The organism is Methylomonas sp. MS20, from assembly GCF_050275925.1.
GTDB classification, from domain to species: domain Bacteria; phylum Pseudomonadota; class Gammaproteobacteria; order Methylococcales; family Methylomonadaceae; genus Methylomonas; species Methylomonas koyamae_A.
This window is the reverse complement of sequence record NZ_CP189962.1, coordinates 4,706,569-4,731,143: the sequence shown is the minus strand read 5'-3', so window position 1 is coordinate 4,731,143 and position 24,575 is coordinate 4,706,569. Positions and strand designations below refer to the sequence as shown.

Here is a 24,575-nt window from a genome sequence, read left to right as displayed (position 1 = left end):
GCGTGCAAGGGTTACTGCGGGATTTGGCCGACAATCGGGTGGAACTGTGGCTGGAAGGCGATAAATTACGTTACCGGGCACCCAAACAAGCCATCAACGAGGCGCTGCTGGACGCGCTTAAAAGCCATAAACAAGCTTTAATCGAGCATTTTCAAGCCTTGCGGCGGGAGCCCTTTGTCTTGACTTACGGGCAACGGGCTTTGTGGTTTCTGCACCAAACGGCGCCGGATAGCGCGGCTTATAACGTGGCTTTCTCGGCCAGGATATTGTCAGTGGTCGACATCGAGTGCTTCCAGCAAGCCTTGCGCTATTTGGCGGAGCGCCATCCTGCGCTACGTTTACGTTTTCAAGCGCAAGACGGCGAGCCGCGCCAGTTCATCGATCCTGGCGCAAGCATCGATTTTCAACACATCGATGCGTCCGGCTGGGACGAGCAAACCTTAAGCGATCAGGTGGTCGGACATTACGCCGCGCCATTCGATTTGAACGGTTCGCGATCGTTGTTCAGGGTAGGTTTATTTCAATGCGCGCCCCGGCAATCGGTGTTATTGCTGGTTTTTCACCATATTATCGGCGACGGCTGGTCGCTGTGGCTGTTGCTCGACGAACTCGCTCAGGTGTATTCGGCCTTAGTGGCCGGGCGTGAGCCTGATTTGCCGAGGTTATCGCTTTCTTATCGTCAATATGCCGAAACACAGGTGGCCGAGGTTGATTCAGGAACGTTGGAAGCGGATTGGCGGTATTGGCGCGATAAATTCGTGCAAGCCCCACCGTTATTAAACCTGCCCACCAAGCGGCCTTTTCCGGCGCGGCGGAATTACCGCGGCGCCTCGTATCCTTTACGTATCGATAGCCGGACAGTCTCCGCCTTGCGGGCGCTAGCCGTCGAGCTGGATGTTACCTTATACGTGTTATTGCTCGCGGCTTATCAGTTATTGCTACACCGCTGCGGCGGTCAGCAACGGCTTTGTGTCGGTACGCCGCTGGCCGGTCGGGATGACGATCGTTATGCCGGCGTCGTGGGGTATTTCGTCAATCCCTTGCCGCTGTTATCGGAATTAACCGCCGGGCAAACGGTCGCCGATTTCGTTCGCGCCTGTCGTCGGGAAGTATTGTCGGCCATGGCGCATCAGGCTTTCCCGTTAGCTTTGATTATCGAGCGGCTGGCGCTGTCCCGCGATACCAGCCGTCCGCCGTTGTTTCAGGCCGCTTTCGTGTTCCAGCAATTGCAAAAAGCCCAGCTACTGCTCGATGCCAGCGGCAGCGGTCGAACTGCCGGGCAAACCGTGGACTGGGGTGGTTTGGCGTTGGCGCCCTATGCCTTGTTTCAACAGGAAGGGCAGTTCGATCTGTCGTTGGAGTTGATGGAAGCGGGCGGCGACTTAGTCGGTTCGCTTAAATTCAATAGCGAGGTACTGGATGCCGACGATGCCCAAAGACTCGCCGATTATTATCAAACCGTTTTACAGTCCTTTCCGGAGTTTCAAGACAAACCGGCGGTCTTGCTGCCGCTGCTGAACGCCGATTATCGACGCCAGCTATTGGCAGACTGGAACGCCACCGACTACGCGTACCCTGAGGCCTTGATACCGGAATTGTTAAGCCGTCAGGCGCAACGGACGCCGGCGGCGGTGGCGTTGGTGTTCGAACAACGCCAATTGACCTACGACGAACTGGAACGGCGCAGCAACCAATTGGCGCATTATCTAATCTCGCAAGGCGTCGGCGCCGAAAGCTTGGTGGCAGTGTGCCTGGAGCGCAGCCTGGAGTTGGTGGTCAGCCTGCATGCGATCGTCAAGGCCGGCGCGGCTTATGTGCCGCTAGACCCCGACTACCCGCAAGAACGCTTGGACTATATGATCGCCAATGCCGGTGCCGGCTGGTGTCTGACCCAGCAGGCCTTGGCCGCCAAGCTGCAAGATTATCCCGGCCAAGTGCTGATCATCGAAGCCTTGCAAACCGAGCTGGCCCGGCAACCGGCCGGCGCGCCGGCCCTTGAATGCCATCCGCAACAGCTCGCCTATCTGATTTACACCTCGGGCTCCACCGGCCAACCGAAAGGCGTGGCCAACCACCATCAAGCGCTGGCCAACCGGCTCAACTGGATGCAGCGCCGTTACGCATTGAGCGGCCAAAACAGCGTCTTGCAAAAAACCCCGTACAGCTTCGACGTCTCGGTCTGGGAATTTTTCTGGCCGTTGATCGCCGGCGCCCGTTTGGTCATCGCCAAACCGGGCGGACATAAAGACAGCGATTACCTGGCCAAACTGATCCAAGCCCAGCACATCGACACCCTGCACTTCGTGCCGTCCATGCTGCAAGCCTTCATCGACGACCCCGAAGCGGCACACTGCAACAGCTTACGGCGCATCATCTGCAGCGGCGAAGCCTTACCGTTGAGCCTGCAACAACAGGTTTACGGCAAATTGACATCGGCGCGTCTCTACAATCTCTACGGCCCGACCGAAGCGGCGATCGACGTCAGCGAATGGGCTTGCGACGCAGCCGACACCGCCAGCCCCATCGTCGCGATCGGCAAACCGATCGACAACCTACGTTTATACATCCTCGACGGCCAATTGCAGCCGGTGCCGATCGGCGTGTCCGGCGAACTGTACATCGCCGGCATCGGCTTGGCGCGCGGCTACCAGCAAAAGCCGCAGCTGACCGCGGAACGCTTCGTACCCAATTCGTTCGGTCAAGGCGAACGTATGTACCGGACCGGCGACCTATGCCGCTACCGGGCCGACGGCGTCATCGAATACCAAGGCCGGGAAGACGGCCAAATCAAGCTCAGAGGCTTTCGGATCGAGTTGGGCGAAATCGAAGCGGTCTTAAAACAACATCCGGCCGTGCAAAACTGCGTATTGACGGCTAAATCGTTTCGCGGCGAAAAAGCCTTGCTGGCCTATCTGACCTTGCGGGACGGCGTCGACAATACGCCGGCCTTGATTAAGCCGATACGCGAGTTCATGCAAGGCTTTTTGCCCGATTACATGCTGCCGGCTGCATTTATGGTGCTGCCCGAGCTGCCTTTATCGGCTAACGGCAAAGTCGATCGCAAAGCCTTGCCGGCTATGGACGTAGTAAGTCAGGATGAAGACCTTAGCGCCCCGGAAAACGACTTGCAGCGGCAAATAGCAGATATTTGGCAGCAATTACTGCAACACCGCGAGTTCGGCATTCACAGCAATTTTTTCTATGTCGGCGGCCATTCGCTGCTGGCGTTACGCTTGATCGCCAAATTGGCGGCGGTTTTTCACATCAAACTCAGCATAGAAGATGTTTTCAACCATCCCAGTATTCAAGGCTTAAGCGAGCTTTTGCTGGACGGCGATCGGCAGCGGCTGGCTTGGCCGGCGATATCGCCGCAAGACCGGGCGGATGCGCCCTTATCGTTCTCACAAGAACGCTTATGGTTCGTCAATAGTCTGGAAAATGCCGGTGGCGTTTACCATATTCCGCTGGCTTTTCATGTCTATGGGGACTTAAACCGCGAGGCCTTACAAGGTGCCTTGCAAGCCTTGGTGAATAGGCATCAGGCCTTGCGCAGCAAGATTTTCGGCGAAGGATCTGGCTTGCGGCAACAGGTGTTACCGCCCGCTCCATTGGAATTAGTGCGCTACAGCGAATTGGAGGTCGCCGCCCAAGGGCTGGAAACCATCCTGCGCCGGGAGGTCAATAGCGGTTTGAATCCGGCCGCCGGGCAAGTCTTCAAAGCATGTTTATTGGAAATCGCCCCTCGGCACCATTTGCTGTTGCTGGTCATGCACCATATCGTGGCCGACGGTTGGTCGGTTAAGGTCTTGCTGCACGACGTATCGCTTTTGTATCGCCAATGCCTGACGGGCGCCGCCGCCGAATTGCCGGATTTGCCGGTGCAATACGGCGATTACTGCCGTTGGCAAAGGATGCTGGCCGAACAAGGTTGGTTTAAGGCGGCTAAGGATTATTGGTTGACGGCTTTAGGCGATGCGCCGACGACCTTGGCATTGAATTACGACCACAGCCGGCCGCTGCTGCCAACTTTCCGCGGCGCGATGCAATTTCACGCGATTCCGGCGTCCATTCGGGCCGCGTTGCACGCGCAAGCGCAACAGCAGGGGGCAACCGACTTCATGTTGCTGCTGGCGGCATTTGCGGCAGTCTTATACCGCTATAGCGGGCAGTCGGATTTCATGATCGGCACGCCGGTGGCGAACCGGGATCGACAGGACGTGCAGGATGTGGTCGGTTTATTCGTCAATACCTTGTTGATGAGGATCAAGCTCGACGGTCAGCAGTCTTTCGAACAATTGCTGGATCAGGTCAAGGCGACCGCGTTATCGGCTTACGAATATCAATATTATCCCTTCGAAGGTTTGGTCGACGCCTTACAGCCGGAGCGGAATTTGGCGGTTTCGCCGTTATTCCAGGTGATGTTCGTGTATCAAAGCCAAGGGCAGCAAGCTTTTTCGTTGCCGGATTTGGACGTCCAGCCTATGGTTTTGCCCAGCACCACGGCGAAATGCGATTTGACGTTATATGCGACCGAAGAAGACCAGCATTGGTCGCTGGCGATGGAATACAGCAGCGATTTGTTCGAGCAAGCCAGTATCACGGCCTTGCTGTCGGCGCTGGCTAATGCGTTGGAAAAATTGGCCGAGAACCCGCGTTTGCCGTTGGCGCGCATACCGCTGTTGACTCAAGCGCAACTGACGCAGGTTGTGGAGGATTGGAACGCCACCGACTACGCGTACCCTGAGGCCTTGATACCGGAATTGTTAAGCCGTCAGGCGCAACGGACGCCGGCGGCGGTGGCGTTGGTGTTCGAACAACGCCAATTGACCTACGACGAACTGGAACGGCGCAGCAACCAATTGGCGCATTATCTAATCTCGCAAGGCGTCGGCGCCGAAAGCTTGGTGGCAGTGTGCCTGGAGCGCAGCCTGGAGTTGGTGGTCAGCCTGCATGCGATCGTCAAGGCCGGCGCGGCTTATGTGCCGCTAGACCCCGACTACCCGCAAGAACGCTTGGACTATATGATCGCCAATGCCGGTGCCGGCTGGTGTCTGACCCAGCAGGCCTTGGCCGCCAAGCTGCAAGATTATCCCGGCCAAGTGCTGGTCATCGAAGCCTTGCAAACCGAGCTGGCCCGGCAAGCGGCCGGCGCGCCGGCCCTTGAATGCCATCCGCAACAGCTCGCCTACCTGATTTACACCTCGGGCTCCACCGGCCAACCGAAAGGCGTGGCCAACCACCATCAAGCGCTGGCTAACCGACTCAACTGGATGCAGCGGCGTTATCCATTGAGCGAACAAGACCGGGTCTTGCAAAAAACCCCGTACAGCTTCGACGTCTCGGTCTGGGAATTTTTCTGGCCGTTGATCGCCGGCGCCCGTTTGGTCATCGCCAAGCCGGGTGGACATAAAGACAGCGATTACCTGGCCAAACTGATCCAGGCCCAGCACATCGACACCCTGCACTTCGTGCCGTCCATGCTGCAAGCCTTCATCGACGACCCCGAAGCGGCGCACTGCGGCAGCTTAAGGCGCATCATCTGCAGCGGCGAAGCCTTACCGTTGAGCCTGCAACAACAGGTTTACGGCAAATTGACATCGGCGCGTCTCTACAATCTCTACGGCCCGACCGAAGCGGCGATCGACGTCAGCGAATGGGCTTGCGACGCAGCCGACACCGCCAGCCCCATCGTCGCGATCGGCAAACCGATCGACAACCTACGTTTATACATCCTCGACGGCCAATTGCAGCCGGTGCCGATCGGCGTGTCCGGCGAACTGTACATCGCCGGCATCGGCTTGGCGCGCGGCTACCAGCAAAAGCCGCAGCTGACCGCGGAACGCTTCGTACCCAATCCGTTCGGTCAAGGCGAAAGGCTGTACCGGACCGGCGACATATGCCGCTACCGGGCCGACGGCGTCATCGAATACCAAGGCCGGGAAGACGGCCAAATCAAGCTCAGAGGCTTTCGGATCGAGTTGGGCGAAATCGAAAGCGTGCTCAAACAGCATGCCGAGATTCAAGAGGCGGCGGTCAAGGTTTGGAGCCAAGGGCAAAGTAAGCGCCTGGTGGCCTATGTGGTGAGCCACGCGGCGGACCTCGATCAGGTCGTCAAGCAGCAATTGCAGCAACTGCCCGAGTACATGCGGCCGAGCCAAACTGTCAGGCTAGAGCAATTGCCGTTGACCGCTAGTGGCAAACTGGACCGCAAAGCGCTGAAAGAACCGGACATTCAAGCCCAACAGCCCTACCGGGAAGCGCGCAATGCCGTGGAACAACGCTTGGTGGGTATCTGGCGGGAAGTCTTGAACCAGGACCGCATCGGCATCGACGACAACTATTTCGAATTGGGCGGCGATTCTATTTTAAGCATTCAGATCGTGGCCAGAGCCAGAGAGGCGGGCCTTGAGTTGCGCGTCGAGGATTTGTTCCTCGGCCAGACCATAGCCGAATTGGCCGGCTTGGCTAAACAAGCCGAACAATCGGTGCTCGCCGCCGATGGCGATAACCAATGCCTGCCCTTGTCGCCGACTCAGGAAGGCATGCTGTTTCATGCCTTGTACGATGACGACAAAGGCGTTTACTGCCAACAGGTGGTTTTGACGTTCGAGGGCGATCTGCAAGCCGATTTGTTTAAACAAGCTTGGTGGGCGGTTTTCCTGCGCCACGATGCTTTAAGAAGGGTGTTTATTTGGCAACAAAGCGGCGGCAAGCCTTATCAGCAATTGATCGAAACCGGGTTTTGCTCGTGGCAGGTACTGGACTGGAGCTACATGGCGGCCGACGAACAGCGGCAACGGCAGGCGTTATTGCAGCAGCAACAAGCCGGGCAAGGCTTCGACGTCAGCCGTGGCCCGTTGTCGCATTTGAGCTTAATTAAACTGGGCGAGCAGCGATATTGTTTACTCTGGAGTTACCATCATTTATTGATGGATGGCTGGTCCTTGCCTTTGGTTTTGCAGGACGTTGCCAAGCAGTATCAAGCGTTGGTGCAGGGACAGGCCTACCAGGCAAAACCGCTCAGGCCGTTTGCCGATTATCTGCATTGGCTGGCACAGCAAGACCCGCAGCCGGCCATGCAATATTGGCAACAACAGTTGGCGGCGATTCAGGGCGCGACCGTGCTGCCTTGCGTCGAGCCGAAAACCTCTGCCGGTTATGCCGACGCGGCGACGGTTTGGGAGGCGGAATTAAGCCGCCGCATCGGCGCTTTCGTTAAACAGGAGCGCACCACGCTGGCGGTGTTGTTGCAGGCGGCCTGGGCCTTGATCCTGAGCCGGTACAGTTCGGAGCAAAACGTCGTGTTCGGAATGACAGTTTCCGGCCGGCCGCCGCAATTGCCGGGGATTGAGTCTGTCGTAGGCTTGTTCATCAATACGATTCCGGTCGCGGCCCATATCGATAACCGGCAATCGGCCTGTGATTGGCTGCAAGCGCTGACCGCCGAACAGTTCAAGCGCGATGCCCACGCTTATTTGCCGTTGAGCAAGATCATGGAATGCAGCGGCCGCCATGCGGCCGGCCAGTCTTTGTTTCAAAGTTTGTTGGTGTTGGAAAATTATCCGTTGGACGCCGGCTTGCTGAATGACGAACAGGCGGGTTTGAAAATCGTTGCCGCGCAGTTCAAGGAACAAACCAATTATCCGCTGACGCTGGTCGTCGTGCCGGGCGAGCAATTGCAAATCAAGGCCATGTACCAAGCCGAGGTTTTTGCCGCCGCTACCGTCAACAGGCTGTTGGCGCATTTTAAATCGGCGTTGAATTTCCTGTTGTCGGCCGGCGCTAAACCCTTGGCCGAGTTTGCCTTGCTTGAGGCCCAAGAACGAAAGCGTTGTCTCGAAGACTGGAACGCCACCGACTACGCGTACCCTGAGGCCTTGATACCGGAATTGTTAAGCCGTCAGGCGCAACGGACGCCGGCGGCGGTGGCGTTGGTGTTCGAACAACGCCAATTGACCTACGACGAACTGGAACGGCGCAGCAACCAATTGGCGCATTATCTAATCTCGCAAGGCGTCGGCGCCGAAAGCTTGGTGGCAGTGTGCCTGGAGCGCAGCCTGGAGTTGGTGGTCAGCCTGCATGCGATCGTCAAGGCCGGCGCGGCTTATGTGCCGCTAGACCCCGACTACCCGCAAGAACGCTTGGACTATATGATCGCCAATGCCGGTGCCGGCTGGTGTCTGACCCAGCAGGCCTTGGCCGCCAAGCTGCAAGATTATCCCGGCCAAGTGCTGGTCATCGAAGCCTTGCAAACCGAGCTGGCCCGGCAAGCGGCCGGCGCGCCGGCCCTTGAATGCCATCCGCAACAGCTCGCCTACCTGATTTACACCTCGGGCTCCACCGGCCAACCGAAAGGCGTGGCCAACCACCATCAAGCGCTGGCTAACCGACTCAACTGGATGCAGCGGCGTTATCCATTGAGCGAACAAGACCGGGTCTTGCAAAAAACCCCGTACAGCTTCGACGTCTCGGTCTGGGAATTTTTCTGGCCGTTGATCGCCGGCGCCCGTTTGGTCATCGCCAAGCCGGGTGGACATAAAGACAGCGATTACCTGGCCAAACTGATCCAGGCCCAGCACATCGACACCCTGCACTTCGTGCCGTCCATGCTGCAAGCCTTCATCGACGACCCCGAAGCGGCGCACTGCGGCAGCTTAAGGCGCATCATCTGCAGCGGCGAAGCCTTACCGTTGAGCCTGCAACAACAGGTTTACGGCAAATTGACATCGGCGCGTCTCTACAATCTCTACGGCCCGACCGAAGCGGCGATCGACGTCAGCGAATGGGCTTGCGACGCAGCCGACACCGCCAGCCCCATCGTCGCGATCGGCAAACCGATCGACAACCTACGTTTATACATCCTCGACGGCCAATTGCAGCCGGTGCCGATCGGCGTGTCCGGCGAACTGTACATCGCCGGCATCGGCTTGGCGCGCGGCTACCAGCAAAAGCCGCAGCTGACCGCGGAACGCTTCGTACCCAATCCGTTCGGTCAAGGCGAAAGGCTGTACCGGACCGGCGACATATGCCGCTACCGGGCCGACGGCGTCATCGAATACCAAGGCCGGGAAGACGGCCAAATCAAGCTCAGAGGCTTTCGGATCGAGTTGGGCGAAATCGAAAGCGTGCTCAAACAGCATGCCGAGATTCAAGAGGCGGCGGTCAAGGTTTGGAGCCAAGGGCAAAGTAAGCGCCTGGTGGCCTATGTGGTGAGCCACGCGGCGGACCTCGATCAGGTCGTCAAGCAGCAATTGCAGCAACTGCCCGAGTACATGCGGCCGAGCCAAACTGTCAGGCTAGAGCAATTGCCGTTGACCGCTAGTGGCAAACTGGACCGCAAAGCGCTGAAAGAACCGGACATTCAAGCCCAACAGCCCTACCGGGAAGCGCGCAATGCCGTGGAACAACGCTTGGTGGGTATCTGGCGGGAAGTCTTGAACCAGGACCGCATCGGCATCGACGACAACTATTTCGAATTGGGCGGCGATTCTATTTTAAGCATTCAGATCGTGGCTAAGGCAAGACAAGCCGGGATCCGGCTGGATTTGAAGCAGTTGTTTTCCGCCCAGACGATTGCCGTTCTCGCCGAATCGGCCGAGGCGGCCGAAAAATCCAGCGCCGAGCAAGGACGGGTTACGGGGACTGTCATACCTACTCCGATAGTGCATTACTTTTTCGAGACGGTGACCAAGGACGTTCAGCATTTCAATCAGTCAGTGCTGTTGGAAGTGCCGTCGGATATCGACGTTGCCGCATTGCGGAAGAGCTTGGCGGCGGTGCTCGATCATCACGATGTCCTCAGACTGCAAGTCAGGTCGCCGGTCGAGCTTTATATCCCACCCGATGGTGAGATAGAGCAGGTGCTTCAGTTGAAAACCTTCCGCGATGCCGAGGATTTGGCCGAGCAGGCCGAAGCCGTCCAAGCTTCGCTGCAATGGCTCAATGCGCCGTTGCTAAAGGTCGTGTTGTTCCAAGCGAAGGGGCAAGACCGAAATAGCCGTTTGTTTTTGGTGTTGCATCACTTGTTGGTGGATGGCGTCTCTTGGCGGATTTTGTTGGAAGATTTACAGCTGGCTTATCAGGCGGCAAGCGCGGGACAAGTCCCGAATTTGCCGAAAAAAACCAGTGCCTTTCCCGCTTGGGCCGAGCGCTTGCGGCAATGGTCCAATACCTTGCCCGACCAAGCCTATTGGCTGCGCTATTGTGAGTATGGCTTTGCCCGCTTGCCCTTGGACCATGCGGCCGGCAACAAGATAACCTTGGCCGATACCGTCGTCGAGTCCTTGCAACTCGACCATGAGATCACTCAAGCCTTGATGCTGGCGCCGAGAGCTTTACAAGCCAGCGTCGAAGAAGTGTTGCTGGCGGCGCTGCTGGAAAGCTTGTGGCAACGCTTGGGCAAAACTACGCTAGTCATCGAACTCGAAGGTCATGGCCGGGAAAATGTGTTCGAGGATTTGGACGTTTCCAGGAGCGTTGGCTGGTTTACCTCGCTGTTTCCGTTAGCGGTCGAGGCAAACCTAGCAACGGCCTTGGCCGCTGTCAAAGCGGCCATGCGCGCTTTGCCTCATCGGGGCTTGAGTTACGGTGTTTTGCGTTATTTGAGCGCCGACGCGACTCTGCGAAGGAAACTGGAGGATGCGGAACAACGGGCTACCGGTATTCGCTTCAATTACTTAGGGCGTTTCGAGAAGGCTAAACAGGCTTCGGTATTCATCGCCCAGGCGCAAGAACGACGCGGCGACGAGCGCTCCGGCCGGCAGGATTTTGGCTTGTTGATGGATTTTAATGGCGCCGTACATCAAGATTGTCTAAGGCTGGAGTTGCGTTACAGCCCGTTACAGTTCGATCGTTCGACCGTTTTGCAATTGCTCGCCGATTTTAAACGCCATTTGAGTGGCCTTTTGTCCCAGGCACCCGTCGAATCCGGCTTCGAGTTGGCAATGCCGGACGAGCAAAGGCTGAGCGACATGAGGCGGCGCGGCGGCGTGCGGGATGTTTATCCGCTCGCGCCGTTACAGCAAGGCTTGCTGTTTCACAGCGTGTTCGACAGCCAATCCGGCAGCTACTTGCAACAAGTCAGTTGGCGTTTCAGCGGTGAGCTGCAAGTCGATTCCTGGCGGCGAGCTTGGCGGGAATTGATCCGGCGGCACTCGATTTTAAGGACGGGCTTCGATTGGCCGGGCGCGCGGCAGCCACTGCAAGTGGTGTTTGATGACGTGCCGTTCGTGTGGCGGGACCTCGATTACAGCAAAAAGTCGCCGGCGGAACGGCAGCAATTATCGGCAAGCTTTTTACGCCAAGACAGGCAAACGCCGTTCGATGTTAAAGCCCAGCCGTTATTGCGCTTTGCCCTATTGCGTTTGAGTGCCACGGAATCGGTGTTTGTTTGCAGCTATCATCATATTTTGCTGGACGGCTGGAGTTTGCCGAAACTGATCGAGGACGCCTTCGGTCTTTATGCCGCTTACGTAAGCGGCCGGCAACCGTGTTTGCCGGATAGAAGGCCTTTTCGCGACTATATTGCTTGGTTGCTCGAACAGGATAGCCGCACGATGGAGGCTTATTGGCGGCGGCAACTCGATGGATTTAGCGACGTTAACAAACTGGCGATCGATAGCGGTGGCGACAGCCATAGCCGGCAGGCGGAGTTTGCTCAAGCGCAAGCGGTTTTGGATCGTAAGACGACAGCCGCTTTGCAACAGTTTGCTCAGCAACAACGGGTGACGGTCAACATTGTGTTGCAGGCGGCTTGGGTCGTGTTGCTGAGCCGGTATTGCGGCAGCCGCGACATTCTGTTCGGTTTGACGGTTTCCGGCCGGCCGGCCGAGTTGGAGCGGGTCGGCGACATGCTGGGTCTGTTTATCAACACCGTGCCGGTACGCGCGAAGTTGGCATCGGGGCAAACCGTGGAACAACTGTTGCGACAATTGATGGACGACGGCATGGAGCGTGAGCCTTTTACTTATTTGCAACTGGCCGAAATGCAAGGCTGGAGTCAAGTGCCGGCGGGTCAGGCATTGTTTGACACGCTGTTCATCTTCGAAAACTATCCGATAGACGAAGCGCTGAGCCAGTCCTCATCGATCTTGCAGCTGAACGATTTTCAAGTTTACGAGCAAACCGACTTGCCGTTGACGCTGCTGGTGACGCCGGGCCGGGAATTGAGCTTGAAAATTTCCTATCAACGGCAACGCTTCGACGCCGACGCTATTCAAGGTGTGTTACGGCATTTGCAAGGCATCCTGACGCGGATGTTAAGCGCACCTGGCGCTTTGCTGTCGGGGATAGGCTTGTTGTCGCAAGCGGCGCAGCAAGATTTGGTGCAGCTTGACCGGCGGGCGGTCGCCAGCCATTGTCTGCCGGGACTGTGTTTGCATAGTCTGATCGAGCGGCAGGCGGGGCAGTCCGCCAATAAAACCGCCGTGACATTCGGCGAGCAATCGCTGAGCTATGCCGAGTTGGAACAGCGGGCCGAGCGCATGGCCGGGCAGTTGCAGGCGTTGGGTATCGGCGTCGAAAGCGTCGTCGCGATCTGCATGCCGCGTTGCATCGAAATGATCGTGGCGTTGCTGGCGGTATTGAAAACCGGTGCCGCGTATTTGCCGCTGGATTTGAATTTGCCGGTCAAGCGTTTGCACTATATGGTCGAAGATTCGGGGGCGGCGTTGGTGCTGGTGTATGGTTCGACCGCGCCGGCGTTTCCGGTCGCCACATGCGATGTCGCCCGGCTATCGGCCGACGCCGCCGAAACGCGGTGCGAGCAAGTCAAGGTCAGGCCCGATAATCTGGCTTACGTGATTTACACGTCCGGCTCGACCGGCAAGCCGAAAGCCGTTCAAATCAGTCATAAAAATATCGTTAATTTCATGCTGACCATGGCGGAACGGCCCGGCATCGTTGCCGACGACCGCTTGTTGGCGGTGACGACCTTGGCGTTCGACATTGCCGCGTTGGAGTTGTATTTGCCGCTGACGGTGGGTGCCACCGTGGTATTGGCCGATAGCCTGCAAAGCGCTGACGGCCACGTCTTACAGGCTTTATTGCAAGAGCACGATATTACGTTGATGCAGGCGACGCCCGCCAGTTGGCGCCTGTTGCTCGCTTCCGGTTGGCAAGGCAGGCCCGGTTTTAAAGTGTTGTGCGGCGGCGAAGCCTTGCCGTTAAATTTGGCCGACCAGCTTAGGCAGCGAGCTGGCGAAGTGTGGAATGTCTACGGTCCGACCGAGACCACGGTTTGGTCTAGCCGTTGCCTGGTAACGGGCGACGGCAAGATCAAACTAGGCGAGCCTTTGGCCAACACCCGGTTGTACGTGGTCGATGAAGACTTGAATCTGCTGCCGCCGGGGTTTCCCGGCGAGTTGATGATAGCCGGGGAGGGCGTGGCCAGGGGGTATCGGCATCGCGCCGGTTTGACGGCCGAGCGCTTCATCCCCGATCCTTTTTCGGCCGCCGGCGAACGCATGTACCGCACCGGAGATCAGGTCGTTCGCCATCTCGACGGCAGCATCGAATACTTGGGACGGCTCGATTTTCAAGCCAAAATCCGCGGTTATCGGATAGAGCTGGGCGAGATCGAAGCCCGGCTGGAAGATAGAGCCGATATCGAGCAAGCGGTGGCCGTCATCAATCAAACGCAGGCGGACAACCAGCAATTGCTGGTTTACTATCGCGGCAAGCTTTCGTCGGCCCGCGAGCTGCGCGATTACTTGGCGGAGTATTTGCCCGCCTATATGCTGCCTAGCGAATTTATTCATTTGGAAACGTTTGCGTTGACCCATTCCGGAAAAGTCGACCGCAAAGCCTTGCCCAAACCTCAACGTAGCGACGGTCCCAAACCCGTTGCCGGTCAGCCAAAAACCCAAACTCAAAAACAACTGTTGGCCATCTGGCGGCAGGTATTGCAGCGCGACGATTTCGGCACCGAAGAGAGTTTCTTCGATTTGGGCGGCCATTCGTTATTGTTGATGCAAGTCTGGAACGCGCTGCAACCACAGTATCCCGCCTTACAAACCGTTGATTTATTCCGCTATCCGACGATAGCCAAATTGGCGGCTTTTCTGGATGACAGCGGCGCGGATGCCTCCGCCGCCGTTGCCAAAGCCGAACTTAAAGCGTCGAGGCAAAAAACCGTCCGGCGTAAAAATCTAATCAACAGCTAAGCGCAACCATGAACGAACAACAGTCAGCGGAAAACGAATTGGAGCCGATCGCGATCGTCAGCATGGCGTGCCGCTTTCCGAAAGCGGACGGTATCGAGGACTTATGGCGCTTGTTGATTCAGGGCGAAGAGGGCATACGGTTTTTTTCCGACGAGGAACTGCTTGCCGCCGGTGTTTCGCCGTCGCAGTTGGCGCAGCCGGCTTATGTCAAAGCCAAAGGCATGATCGAAGGCATCGAAAATTTCGATGCGCATTTGTTCGGTTACACGCCGCGCGAAGCCGAATTGATGGACCCTCAGCAACGGGTCTTGCTCGAATGCGCTTGGCAGCTATTGGAAAGGGCTGCATTAGACCCTGACCGCTTCGAAGGCGATATTGCCGCTTATGTCGGCGTGGGCATGAATATCTATTTGCTCAGCCATTTGTTGAGCGATTACCGGCTGAAAGAATCGACCGATTTTTACCAAATGCTGATCGGCAGCGATAAAGACTTTGCCGCCACCCGTTTGGCGTATAAATTGAATTTGAAAGGCCCGGCGGTCGCGGTCAATACGGCCTGCTCGACCTCTCTGGTTGCCGTGCATTACGCCTGCCAAAGCCTGTGGGATTATCAATGCGACGCGGCCATCGCGGGCGGGGCGACGTTATTGGTGCCGCAACGGGCGGGTTATTTCTACCAAGAAGGCGGAATTCCTTCGGCGGACGGCCATTGCCGGGCCTTCGACGCCCAGGCGGGCGGTACGGTGCCTGCCAGCGGCGCCGGGCTGGTGTTGCTCAAACGCCTGGAGGATGCCCTACGGGATAGTGATACGATTTATGCGGTCATCAAAGGCTCGGCGGTCAATAACGACGGTGCCGATAAACTGGGATTTACCGCGCCCAGCGTCAACGGCCAAGCGGCGGTTATTGCGGAAGCCCTGGCCGTGGCGGGCGTATCGGCCGATAGTATCGGTTATATCGAAGCCCACGGCACGGCGACGCCGCTGGGTGATCCGATCGAGGTGGCCGCGCTGAAACAGGCTTTCGCCAGGGCGAAGCAAAAGCAATATTGCGCGTTGGGTTCGATTAAAACCAATCTCGGCCATATGGATACCGCGGCCGGCATCGCCGGTTTGATCAAGGCGGCATTGATGTTGCGGCACCAGCAAATTCCGGCGTCGCTGCATTTCCATCAAGCCAATCCGAACATCGATTTCCAGCAAAGTCCTTTCTACGTCAACCGACAGTTGCAGGATTGGCCGCGGACCGAGTGCCCGCGCCGCGCTGGCGTCAGTTCTTTCGGTATCGGCGGCACCAACGCTCACGTGGTGCTGGAAGAAGCCCCCGAAATCCTGCATTCCGCCGACGCCGGCGGAGCGCGGCAAATCCTGCCCTTATCAGCCAAATCGCCGGAAGCCTTGGCGCGGCTGGCGGTGTCGCTGGCCGAGCATTTAACCCAGCGGAAAGAATTGTCGCTGGCCGATGTGGCTTATAGTCTAGCGGTCGGTCGCCGAGAACTGCCGCTAAGGCGGTTCGTGTTGGCGGAAAACCTGCAGCAAGCGGCGCAAGCCTTGAGCCGTGAGGAGGAAGGCTATGATGCGACCGTCAAACCGGCGCTGGTGTTTATGTTTCCCGGCCAGGGCACGCAAAAAGCCGGCATGGGACTGGCTCTTTACCAGAGCGAAGCGGTGTTTAAGCAGGAAGTGGACGTTTGCTGCGACTATTTACAAGCGCTGTTGGATTTGGATTTAAGGGCTTTGATGTTTCCAGAGCCTGGGCAGGAGCAACAGGCGGAGTGGCGGCTACGGCAAACCGAACATACTCAGCCGGCGTTATTTGTTTTCGAATACGCCTTGGCCAAGCAATTGATTTCCTGGGGCATCGCACCTGCGGCGATGATAGGCCACAGTTTGGGCGAATACGTCGCGGCCTGTCTCGCTGGGGTATTTAGCGTGGAACAGGCTTTAACGCTGGTGGCGGAACGCGCTAGCTTGATGGCGGAAGCGCCGCCCGGCGGTATGCTGGCGGTCAGGGCGACGGAAGCGCAATGCCGGTACTGGTTGACTGAAGACTTGGTGTTGGCGGCGGTGAATGCCGAAAACCAATGCGTGTTAAGCGGCAGTCAAACGGCCATCGATCGCTTATTGCCGACCCTGAAAGAGCAAGGCATTGCCTATCATCCCTTGGCGGTGTCCCATGCTTTCCATTCGCCGTTGATGCGGACGGCGGCAGACCAGTTTGCCGAGTCCTTCCAAACGCTTAGTCTGCAGTCCAATGCCATTCCCTTTGTCTCCAACTTGAGCGGTGGCTGGTACGATGCGACCGATTCGTCGGCTGCGTATTGGCAACAACACATGCTGAAACCGGTGCGTTTCGCCGACGGCTTGCAGACGCTGTGCGCCGAATTCGGGCAATTGCTGTTATTGGAAGTCGGTGCCGGACATACCTTGCAGGTCTTGGCCAAGCCGCTGTTGCAAGGTGGACAAGCGGCCTTGGGCACCTTGGCCGATGCGGGTTCCGATTTACAGGCCTGTGTTGCCGAGCTTTGGCGCGCCGGCATCGCGGTCGATTGGCAGCGTTTTTATCAAGATCAGCAGCGGCAACGCTTGGCCCTACCGACGTATCCTTTTCAGCGCCAGCGTTACTGGGTCGAGGCGAGAACAGCCGATAGCCAAGCGCCTTGCCGGGACGAGAGCGCGGATTTGAGCCATTGGTTCTCTACGGTTAATTGGCAGCGCTGCTTGTTGCCGCCGACAACCGATCTGCCGGCGGCGGACGGCTATTTGGCGTTTGTCGGCGCCGAAGGACTAGATTTGGAAGCGGCTTCGCAACCATGGCGCCAAATAAACATGGCGGCGAATTACCGAACTGTCAGCGATGGAGTTTGTACTTTAAATCCGGCCCGGGAAGACGATTTCGAGCGTTTAATCGGCGACTTGGGCTTGGCGGGCCAGGTGCTGGAAGTGGTGTATGCCTGGCACCAGAGCCAAGCATCTTACGCCGAGCCTTATCTGGGCTTGCTGAATTTTTGCAAGGCATGGCAGCGCTTGTCGCCGGGTACGCCGTGCCGCATCAGCGTCGTCACCCGCGACTTGTTCGAAGTGAGCGGCGCGGAAACAGCGCTGTCGCCGTTACAGGCTTTATTGCTGGGCCCGGTTAAAGTCGTGCCGCAGGAATATCCGCACATGCAGTGCCGTTTGGTCGATCTCGATGCCGGCCAAACGGTGCGGCCGGAAATTTTGGCCTTGCATCCCAAGCATCCGGTGTTGGCGTGGCGGAACGGTTATTATTGGCAGCCGGTGCTCGAAAGCCTGGAATTGCCGGAACCCAGCCAGGATGTTTTGAAACGCGGCGGTCGTTATTTGATTACCGGCGGCTTGGGCGGTATCGGTATGTTGCTGGCCGGATTTTTGGCGCGTAAGTATCAAGCCAGATTGCTGTTGACCAGCCGGCAAACGTTTCCGGATCCCAGCCTGTGGCCGTCTGTCATCGAATTAAACGATAGCAAGGATTTTCATGCCCTGGTCGCGGACTTGACGCAGACCGAGCGAACGCTGATAGCCGAGTTGCGGATTCCCGGCTTGGATGATTTTCCGGGCTTGCAGCAGGCGCTGGAGCAATTATGCAGTCTGCATTTGTTGAATTTCTTCGCGCAGTCCGGCATCCCGCCTTACGGCGGCAAGTGGTGGACCGTTAGTGAGGTCGGCGCTCACTTGCAAGTGCTGACCAAATTCGACAAATTTTTAGGCCTGTTATTGGCAATTTTGCAACGAGACGATTTGATCGTTTGGCAGGGCGAGCTTTTTCGTTTCAACTCAGATGAACCTAGCGATTGGCCCAGTGAAATTCGGCAACTCGAAGGTCTGATCGATAGCGATTATCCGGGATTTAAGCCCTTATGCGAAATGGTGGCGCACTGCGTGGCCCATTTTGCCGAAGCCTTGTCCGGCAAAATAGCCGCGATCGGCGTGCTGTATCCGGACGGCGACCGCAGCCTGATTTCGGAAACCGGTAAAAAAACCATCGAACACTCCAATCACAGGGTTTATTACCAGTTATTAAAACATTTAGTACATCGCATCCTCGACCGTTCCGATGGCGTCGTCAGGATACTCGAAGTCGGCGGCGGCAGCGGTGTGCTCACCGGTCAGATCGCACCCAGTTTGCGGGGCAAGAAGGTTGAATATTATTTCACCGATATCGGCAAGTCGTTTGTGCTGAAAGTACAGCAACAAGCGCAAGCGCAAGGCTTTGATTTCATGCGCTTTGCGGTATTCGATATTTTTCAGGATCCGGTTGCCCAAGGTTTCGAGTTTCAAAGTTTTGACTTGATTTACGGCTTGGATGTCGTGCATGCGACGCCGGATGTTGGCAAAGCCATTACGCAACTCAGCCGCTTGTTGAAGCCGGGTGGGGTGTTGTGTTTGGTGGAAACGCCGCCGATTCCACGTTGGTACGAGATGGTGTGGGGGTTGGCCGAGGGCTGGTGGTATTTTAACGATACCGAACTGCGGGCAGGCACGACGCCACTGTTGAGTCCGGATGCTTGGCACGGGGTCCTGGCGGATAGCGGTTTGTTTGCCGATGTGGCGGTGTTCCCGGGTGAAGCCGAGGCGCGGGTGAAAACCGATTGTTGCTTGGTCATCGGTCGGGCGCCGGGGCAAAGACGGCTTGCAACCGGAGGCGGCCATACCCGCGCCAGGCCGCAGGGCGAAACCATGGACAGCTTGCTGGATATGCAAAGAATCGGCGCCGAAGTGCTGGTTTGCACGGCCGATGTTTGTGATAGTCAAGCCATGCAAATCGCAGTTGAGCGAGCCCAGTCGGCCTACGGTGGCTTGGATGGGGTTTTCCATATTGCCGCCAGCGATAGCCGCGGCTTTATTGATCTGCAAGACCAGTCGCGCTCTTTGGCCGAGTTACAACCCAAAGTCGTCGGAACCCAGGTGTTGCAGCAATGCCTGGATTTCAAGCAATTGGATTTTGTCGCCTTATTTTCGTCGCTGAATGCCATCACCGGCGGCCAGGGAAATATCGCCTATACCGCAGCGAACAGCTATTTGGATGCTTTTGCCCATTATTGCCGTCGCCATGACTTGGGCAGGGTTTATGCCTTGGACTGGGACCGTTGGCAAAGCATAGGTCAAGCGGTCGCGTTCGAACGGCGGGTCGCCGATAGCTCAGGTTCTATTTTGCAAGGGGGCATTAGCGATGTCGAAGGTTGCGAAGCCCTGCGTAGAGCGTTGGCGTCGGGCTACCGTCAGCTGTTGATTCGAACCGGGCGCGGCCGGGAGCTGAGTCCGTCGACAGTGGAATCCGCCGCCGAGTCTCGGCCAAGCGGCCACCAGCGGCCGCATTTGGCCCAGCGCTATGTCGCGCCGGAAAACGAAATCCAGCAATTGATCGCCGGGGTTTGGTCCGATGTGCTCGGCGTCGCCCAGCCGGGCATACACGACGAGTTCGCAGCGTTGGGCGGGGATTCCTTGATTGCGATTCGGGTCGTATCGCGACTCAAAGAGCTTCTGAATATGAACCTGGAAGTGAAGTTGGTCTTCGAATACAGCACCATCGCCCGCTTGGCCGACCGGATTCAGGCTCTGCAAGCCGCGATACGCCTGTCGGTTGTGCATGAGGATGAAAACGAAGACGACGAATCCGAATACGAAGGCGGTGTGATTTGAGCTCGGTTGCCGATTTGCTCGAACAGTTAAGTCAACAAGGCATCCGGCTTTATTTAGAGCAAGGGGAACTGCGCTTTAAAGCGGCCAAGGGCGCCATGACACCGGACACCATGGCGCTGTTGAAAGCCAACAAGGCCGAATTGACGGCCTTGCTCCGGCAAGCGGAGGACAGCAAAGGTGCGTTGAACGAACCGTTGGGCCGCTTTGCCGATGCTAATGTCGTGCCTTTGTCCATGGCTCAGCAGCGGCTATGGTTTTTGTTTAAATTGGAAGGTGCGACGCCTACCTACAATATCCTGATGGCCAGCCGCTTGTCGGGCGACTTGGACGTCGAAAAGTTGCGCCGCAGTTTCGCGTATTTGATTCGCCGTCATGAAAGCCTGCGTACCTCATTCAAAGAAAACGACGACGGCGTGGCGCTGCAAACGATAGCCGAGGCTTTGGATTTCGAGATGGTAGTGGAGGATATTTCCGCTTACCCCGACAGCGAAAAACAAGCTTTATTGGCGCAGGCTAAAAGTCGGATGGCTGCGATTCGCTTCGATCTGGCACATGCCCCTCTATCCAGGGTGAGACTGATTCGTTATAGCCACCAAGAATGGGTGTTGTTAATGGCGATGCACCATATTATTGGTGACGGCTGGTCGATGGGTATTTTAAGCCGGGAATTGGGTTTGGCATATCAACGCTATATGGACGGCAGCGAACCCCATCAGGAAGACATTGCTGTTCGTTACCGGGATTATGCGTTATGGCAGCAAAGGCCAAGGCAGCATGCCTTGATCGAGCAGGGTGTCCAGCGTTGGTGTCAGCTCTTGGCGGGTAGCGAATACCGCCTGGATTTGCTTACCGGTAAAAGTCGGCCGGAAGCGCGTAGTTACCGCGGTTCAACTTGTCCGCTGCGGCTTGATACGGCGTTGAGCGGACAGTTGGAGCGCTTGGCCGACAGCCAAGGCGTCAGTCTTTTCGTATTGTTGTTAACGGCCTATTTCATCTTGTTGCAGCGCTATAGCGGCCGTGACGATTTGTTGGTCGGCACCCAGGTCGCCAACCGCAACCTGCCGGGCCTGGAGCCTGTCGTCGGCTTTTTCGTCAATACCCTGCCGTTGCGCGCTTGTATCGACGGCAATTCCCGGGTCGGCGAGCTGTTGGCGCAGGTTAAGGATTTTTGTCTTAAGGCCTTTGATTTGCAGTATGTGCCGTTCGAGCGTTTGGTCGAAGCACTGAAACCGGAACGGGACTTCGGTTCCAATCCTTTGGTGCAAATCATGTTTCTTTGGCAGAACGCGCCGATAGCGGACGTCGCGCTCAAAGGGCTGACCATGCAGCGCGAACCCTTGCCTAGCGAAGCCGCCAAATTCGATTTAACCTTGGAGTTGGGCTTGGAACAAGGCCGGATACAGGGCGTGTTCGAATACAGCACCGATTTGTACGATGCGCCGACAATCGAAAACATGGTGCTGCATTACAGCAAAATATTGCAAGGCATCGTGGAAAACCCGGACGTGGCGGTCGCCGATGTGCGGCTGTGCGAACCTCGCGGCGGCCGTATACCTAGTCTTGCCGAGCCGGGCCGAGAAAATTTGATTTCGGTATTCGACGCTCAGGTGGCGAAGACTCCCGAGGCCAAGGCTTTGAACGACGGGCGGCAGGTCTTGACCTACCGGCAATTGTCGGATCGGGCCGCGGCGCTCGCTTGGCGCTTGGCGTCGGCCGGCATTCGGCCCGGCGCTATCGTGGCGATTTATTTACCGCGCGGCAACGATTATCTGGTGGCGTTGATCGGCATTTTAAAAGCCGGTTGCGCGTATTTGCCGTTAGAAACGACCTTACCGCGGGCGCGTATCGAATTTATCTTGCAGGACGCTCAGGTTGCCGCCGTGGTGGGCCGGGAATCCCTGTTTCCGGCGTATGCGCATATCGATTGCCGGGATTTGCAGCAGCCGGCCAGTTCTTTACCAATGCCTAACGTCCCCGCGCAAGCGCCGGCTTACTTGATTTATACCTCCGGTTCGACCGGCCAGCCCAAGGGAGTGTTGATCAGCCAACAATCCGTGCTGGGTTTGGTCGGCACTTTGACGGACCGGATTTACCGTCAGCGCGGCGAGGTGATGAATGTCGCGTTGATGGCCTCGTTTATTTTCGACGCCTCGGTGCAACAGATTTTCGCCGCGCTGCTGCAGGGCCATTGTTTGCATATTTGCGACGACGAAGCGCGGCGGGACGGGCCGATGTTGTTGGCTTTTTTGCAAAGCCAAGCGATTGATTTAAGCGATTGCACGCCGACTTTGTTGCAAATCATGCTCGAGGCGGGTTTGGCCGAGCGCGGCGATTTGCGGTTAAGACAATTGATCGTCGGCGGCGAGGCATTACCGCCGCCGCTCATTGAAACAATCGCGAGCGGTTCTGAAGGCGGCCGCTTGGAAATCTACAACGTCTACGGCCCGACCGAATGTACCGTCGACGCCACGCTGCATCGCGTCGATCTACAGCGCCGTTACGCCGCCGCCGCGGTCAGTATCGGCAGCGCGCTGGACCATGCCGAGGTGGAAATCGTCGATATTTACGGCAACCGGCAGCCCGACGGCTTGGCCGGCGAAATTGTGATCAGCGGCAGGGCGTTGGCATTGGCTTATTGGCAACGACCGGCATTGACCGCGGAGCGCTTTGTGCCGGCGGATGGCGGCCAACGCTATTACCGAACCGGCGATCAAGGGCGGGTCAATCGATACGGTGAAATCGAGTTTCTGGGCCGCCTGGATGGACAAGTCAAAATTCGCGGCTACCGTATCGAGTTGGGCGAAATCGATGCCCAATTGCTTAAGCTTCCCGGTGTTTTGCAAGCCGTGGCCGTGGTCAATCGGGGCGAATCGGTCGAGATCGTCGCTTACTTGGTCGTGCAAGACAAGCCCAGCCTTGCCGATTTGCGTGCCGGCCTGGCCAAGCAACTGCCGGAGTATATGATTCCTGCGCATTTTGTGGTGTTGGAGCGTTTGCCGGTCAACGCTTCCGGCAAAATCGACCGAAAAGCCTTACCGAAATGTTCCGAGGCGCAGCGTCTGAGCGACGAACTGGGCGGCGCGGCGCAGGGCGAGCGCGAAAGCCTGCTGGCGCAAGTCTGGTGCGGGGTGTTAGGGCTGGACGGCATCGGCCGCGAGGATAATTTCTTCGCCTCCGGCGGCGATTCGATCAAGGCTTTGCAGATCGTTTCCCGCTTGCGGCAGCAAGGTTGGAAGCTGGAAGTGCGGGATTTGTTTGCCTATCCGTCGCTAAGCCGATTGGCGCCTAGATTGAGCCCGCTCAAGGCAGTTGCGGAAGTGTTGGACAAGGCCGAAGGCGAACTGCCGTTGACGCCGATTCAGCAGCATTTCTTTAGGTATCACGGCTGCGATTTTCATCATTTCAACCAGGCTTTTTTATTGGAAACCGAAGCGCTGGATGCCGAGCGTCTTAGGCAGGCGCTGCTGCAGGTTTGCCAAGGTCACGATGCGTTTTTGCTGCGCTACCAATACCAAGACGGGCAGTGGCGACAGTTTTATGCCGACGGCGAGCGCCTGGCTTTTTTCGAGCTGGAACTGCCTTCGATGGCGGACTTAAGCGCACATGCGGCCGAACTGCAAAAGTCGTTCGACTTGACGGTCGGGCCGTTACTGAAAGCCGTATATTACCGGCTGCCGGACAAGCAGTTCTTGTTATTACTGGCGCACCATTTGATTATCGACGGCGTATCCTGGCGGATATTGATGGAAGAGCTGGATGACGCTTATCAACAAGGCAGCGCTTGGCAAGCGCCGCCGCAGACCACGTCGTTGAGTGTCTGGATGCAGCAGTTGCGGCAACAGGGCGCGAAGATCATCGCCGAACAACACGATTATTGGCGGCGGCAAACTTTGTCACCTTGTTTGGACGGTCTGGATGTTAAATATCAAGACCTTGACATCGTTAAGGTCGAGTTCGATGAAGACTATAGCGAGCGGTTTTTGACCGGCGTCCACCATGCCTACGGTACGGAAGCCAACGATTTGTTGCTGGCCGCCTTGCTGTCGGCTTATCACCAATGGGCGGGGGATTCGGCACTGAGTCTGATATTGGAAGGGCATGGCCGGGATGTACTGGACGATGTGGATCTTAGCCGCACGATAGGCTGGTTTACCACGCGTTATCCGGTTAGCCTGGAATATCCCGCCAATCGGGATTTGGGGTATTTGATCAAAACCGTCAAGGAAGCCCTGCGCGCAATTCCCGACAAGGGCCTGGGTTACGGTTTGGTTCGCTATATGGACGATGCTACAAACCGGCATTCATTCCAAGACCCCGCGATCAGTTTTAACTATCTGGGCCAGTTCGGTGAGCATAGTCGGGGCCGCTTTACTTACACCGATGAAAACATCGGCGCCATCATGTCGCCCAATGCACGGACGCCGTATTTGATCGAATTTGTCGGTCGGCATGCGGCAGGTCGATTAATGTTTGAAATAGCGTATCCCCGGCAGGTGTATCGCGGCGAACGGGTAGGCGAGTTTGCGGCGGCGTTCGAGCAGGCTTTATTGGCGATTATCGATCATGCCGCCACTTGCAAGGCGCAATCCTTGACGCCGTCGGATATCGATTACGATGGATTTGATATCAATCAATTGGACGATTTTCTGGCGCAAATATAAACCGCTTTAACGTTTTTATTTTGTTTAGCCTTTGGCCTTAATAGAGTGTTTGTTTCAAGAGCGAACTCAAGCATCTAAAATTAAAAGTGGAC

General features: G+C 57.0%; 3 protein-coding genes. All 3 read left to right on the top strand.

Annotated elements, in window-relative coordinates:
* The first annotated feature begins 2 nt into the window (after window positions 1–2).
* The 3 genes from ACQE3D_RS21065 to ACQE3D_RS21055 are packed head-to-tail and all read left to right on the top strand — an operon-like array spanning window position 3 to window position 24,483.
* Window positions 3–14,162: a non-ribosomal peptide synthetase gene (locus tag ACQE3D_RS21065; protein ID WP_313730582.1), complete on the top strand. Its 14,160-nt coding sequence runs from the start codon at window positions 3–5 to the stop codon at window positions 14,160–14,162.
* Window positions 14,163–14,170: 8 nt separating this feature from the next.
* The gene (locus tag ACQE3D_RS21060) at window positions 14,171–19,822 is read left to right on the top strand and encodes a polyketide synthase (RefSeq protein ID WP_313730583.1); all 5,652 of its coding nucleotides are present in this window, start codon (window positions 14,171–14,173) and stop codon (window positions 19,820–19,822) included.
* The gene (locus tag ACQE3D_RS21055) at window positions 19,819–24,483 is read left to right on the top strand and encodes a non-ribosomal peptide synthetase (RefSeq protein ID WP_313730584.1); all 4,665 of its coding nucleotides are present in this window, start codon (window positions 19,819–19,821) and stop codon (window positions 24,481–24,483) included. Before ACQE3D_RS21060 ends, ACQE3D_RS21055 begins: the two co-directional genes overlap by 4 nt.
* Window positions 24,484–24,575: the final 92 nt, after the last annotated feature.

Coding starts and splice junctions, on each gene's coding strand:
- ACQE3D_RS21060 (WP_313730583.1), top strand. CDS start 14,171: ATGAACGAACAACAGTCAGCGGAAAACGAATTGGAGCCGATCGCGATC.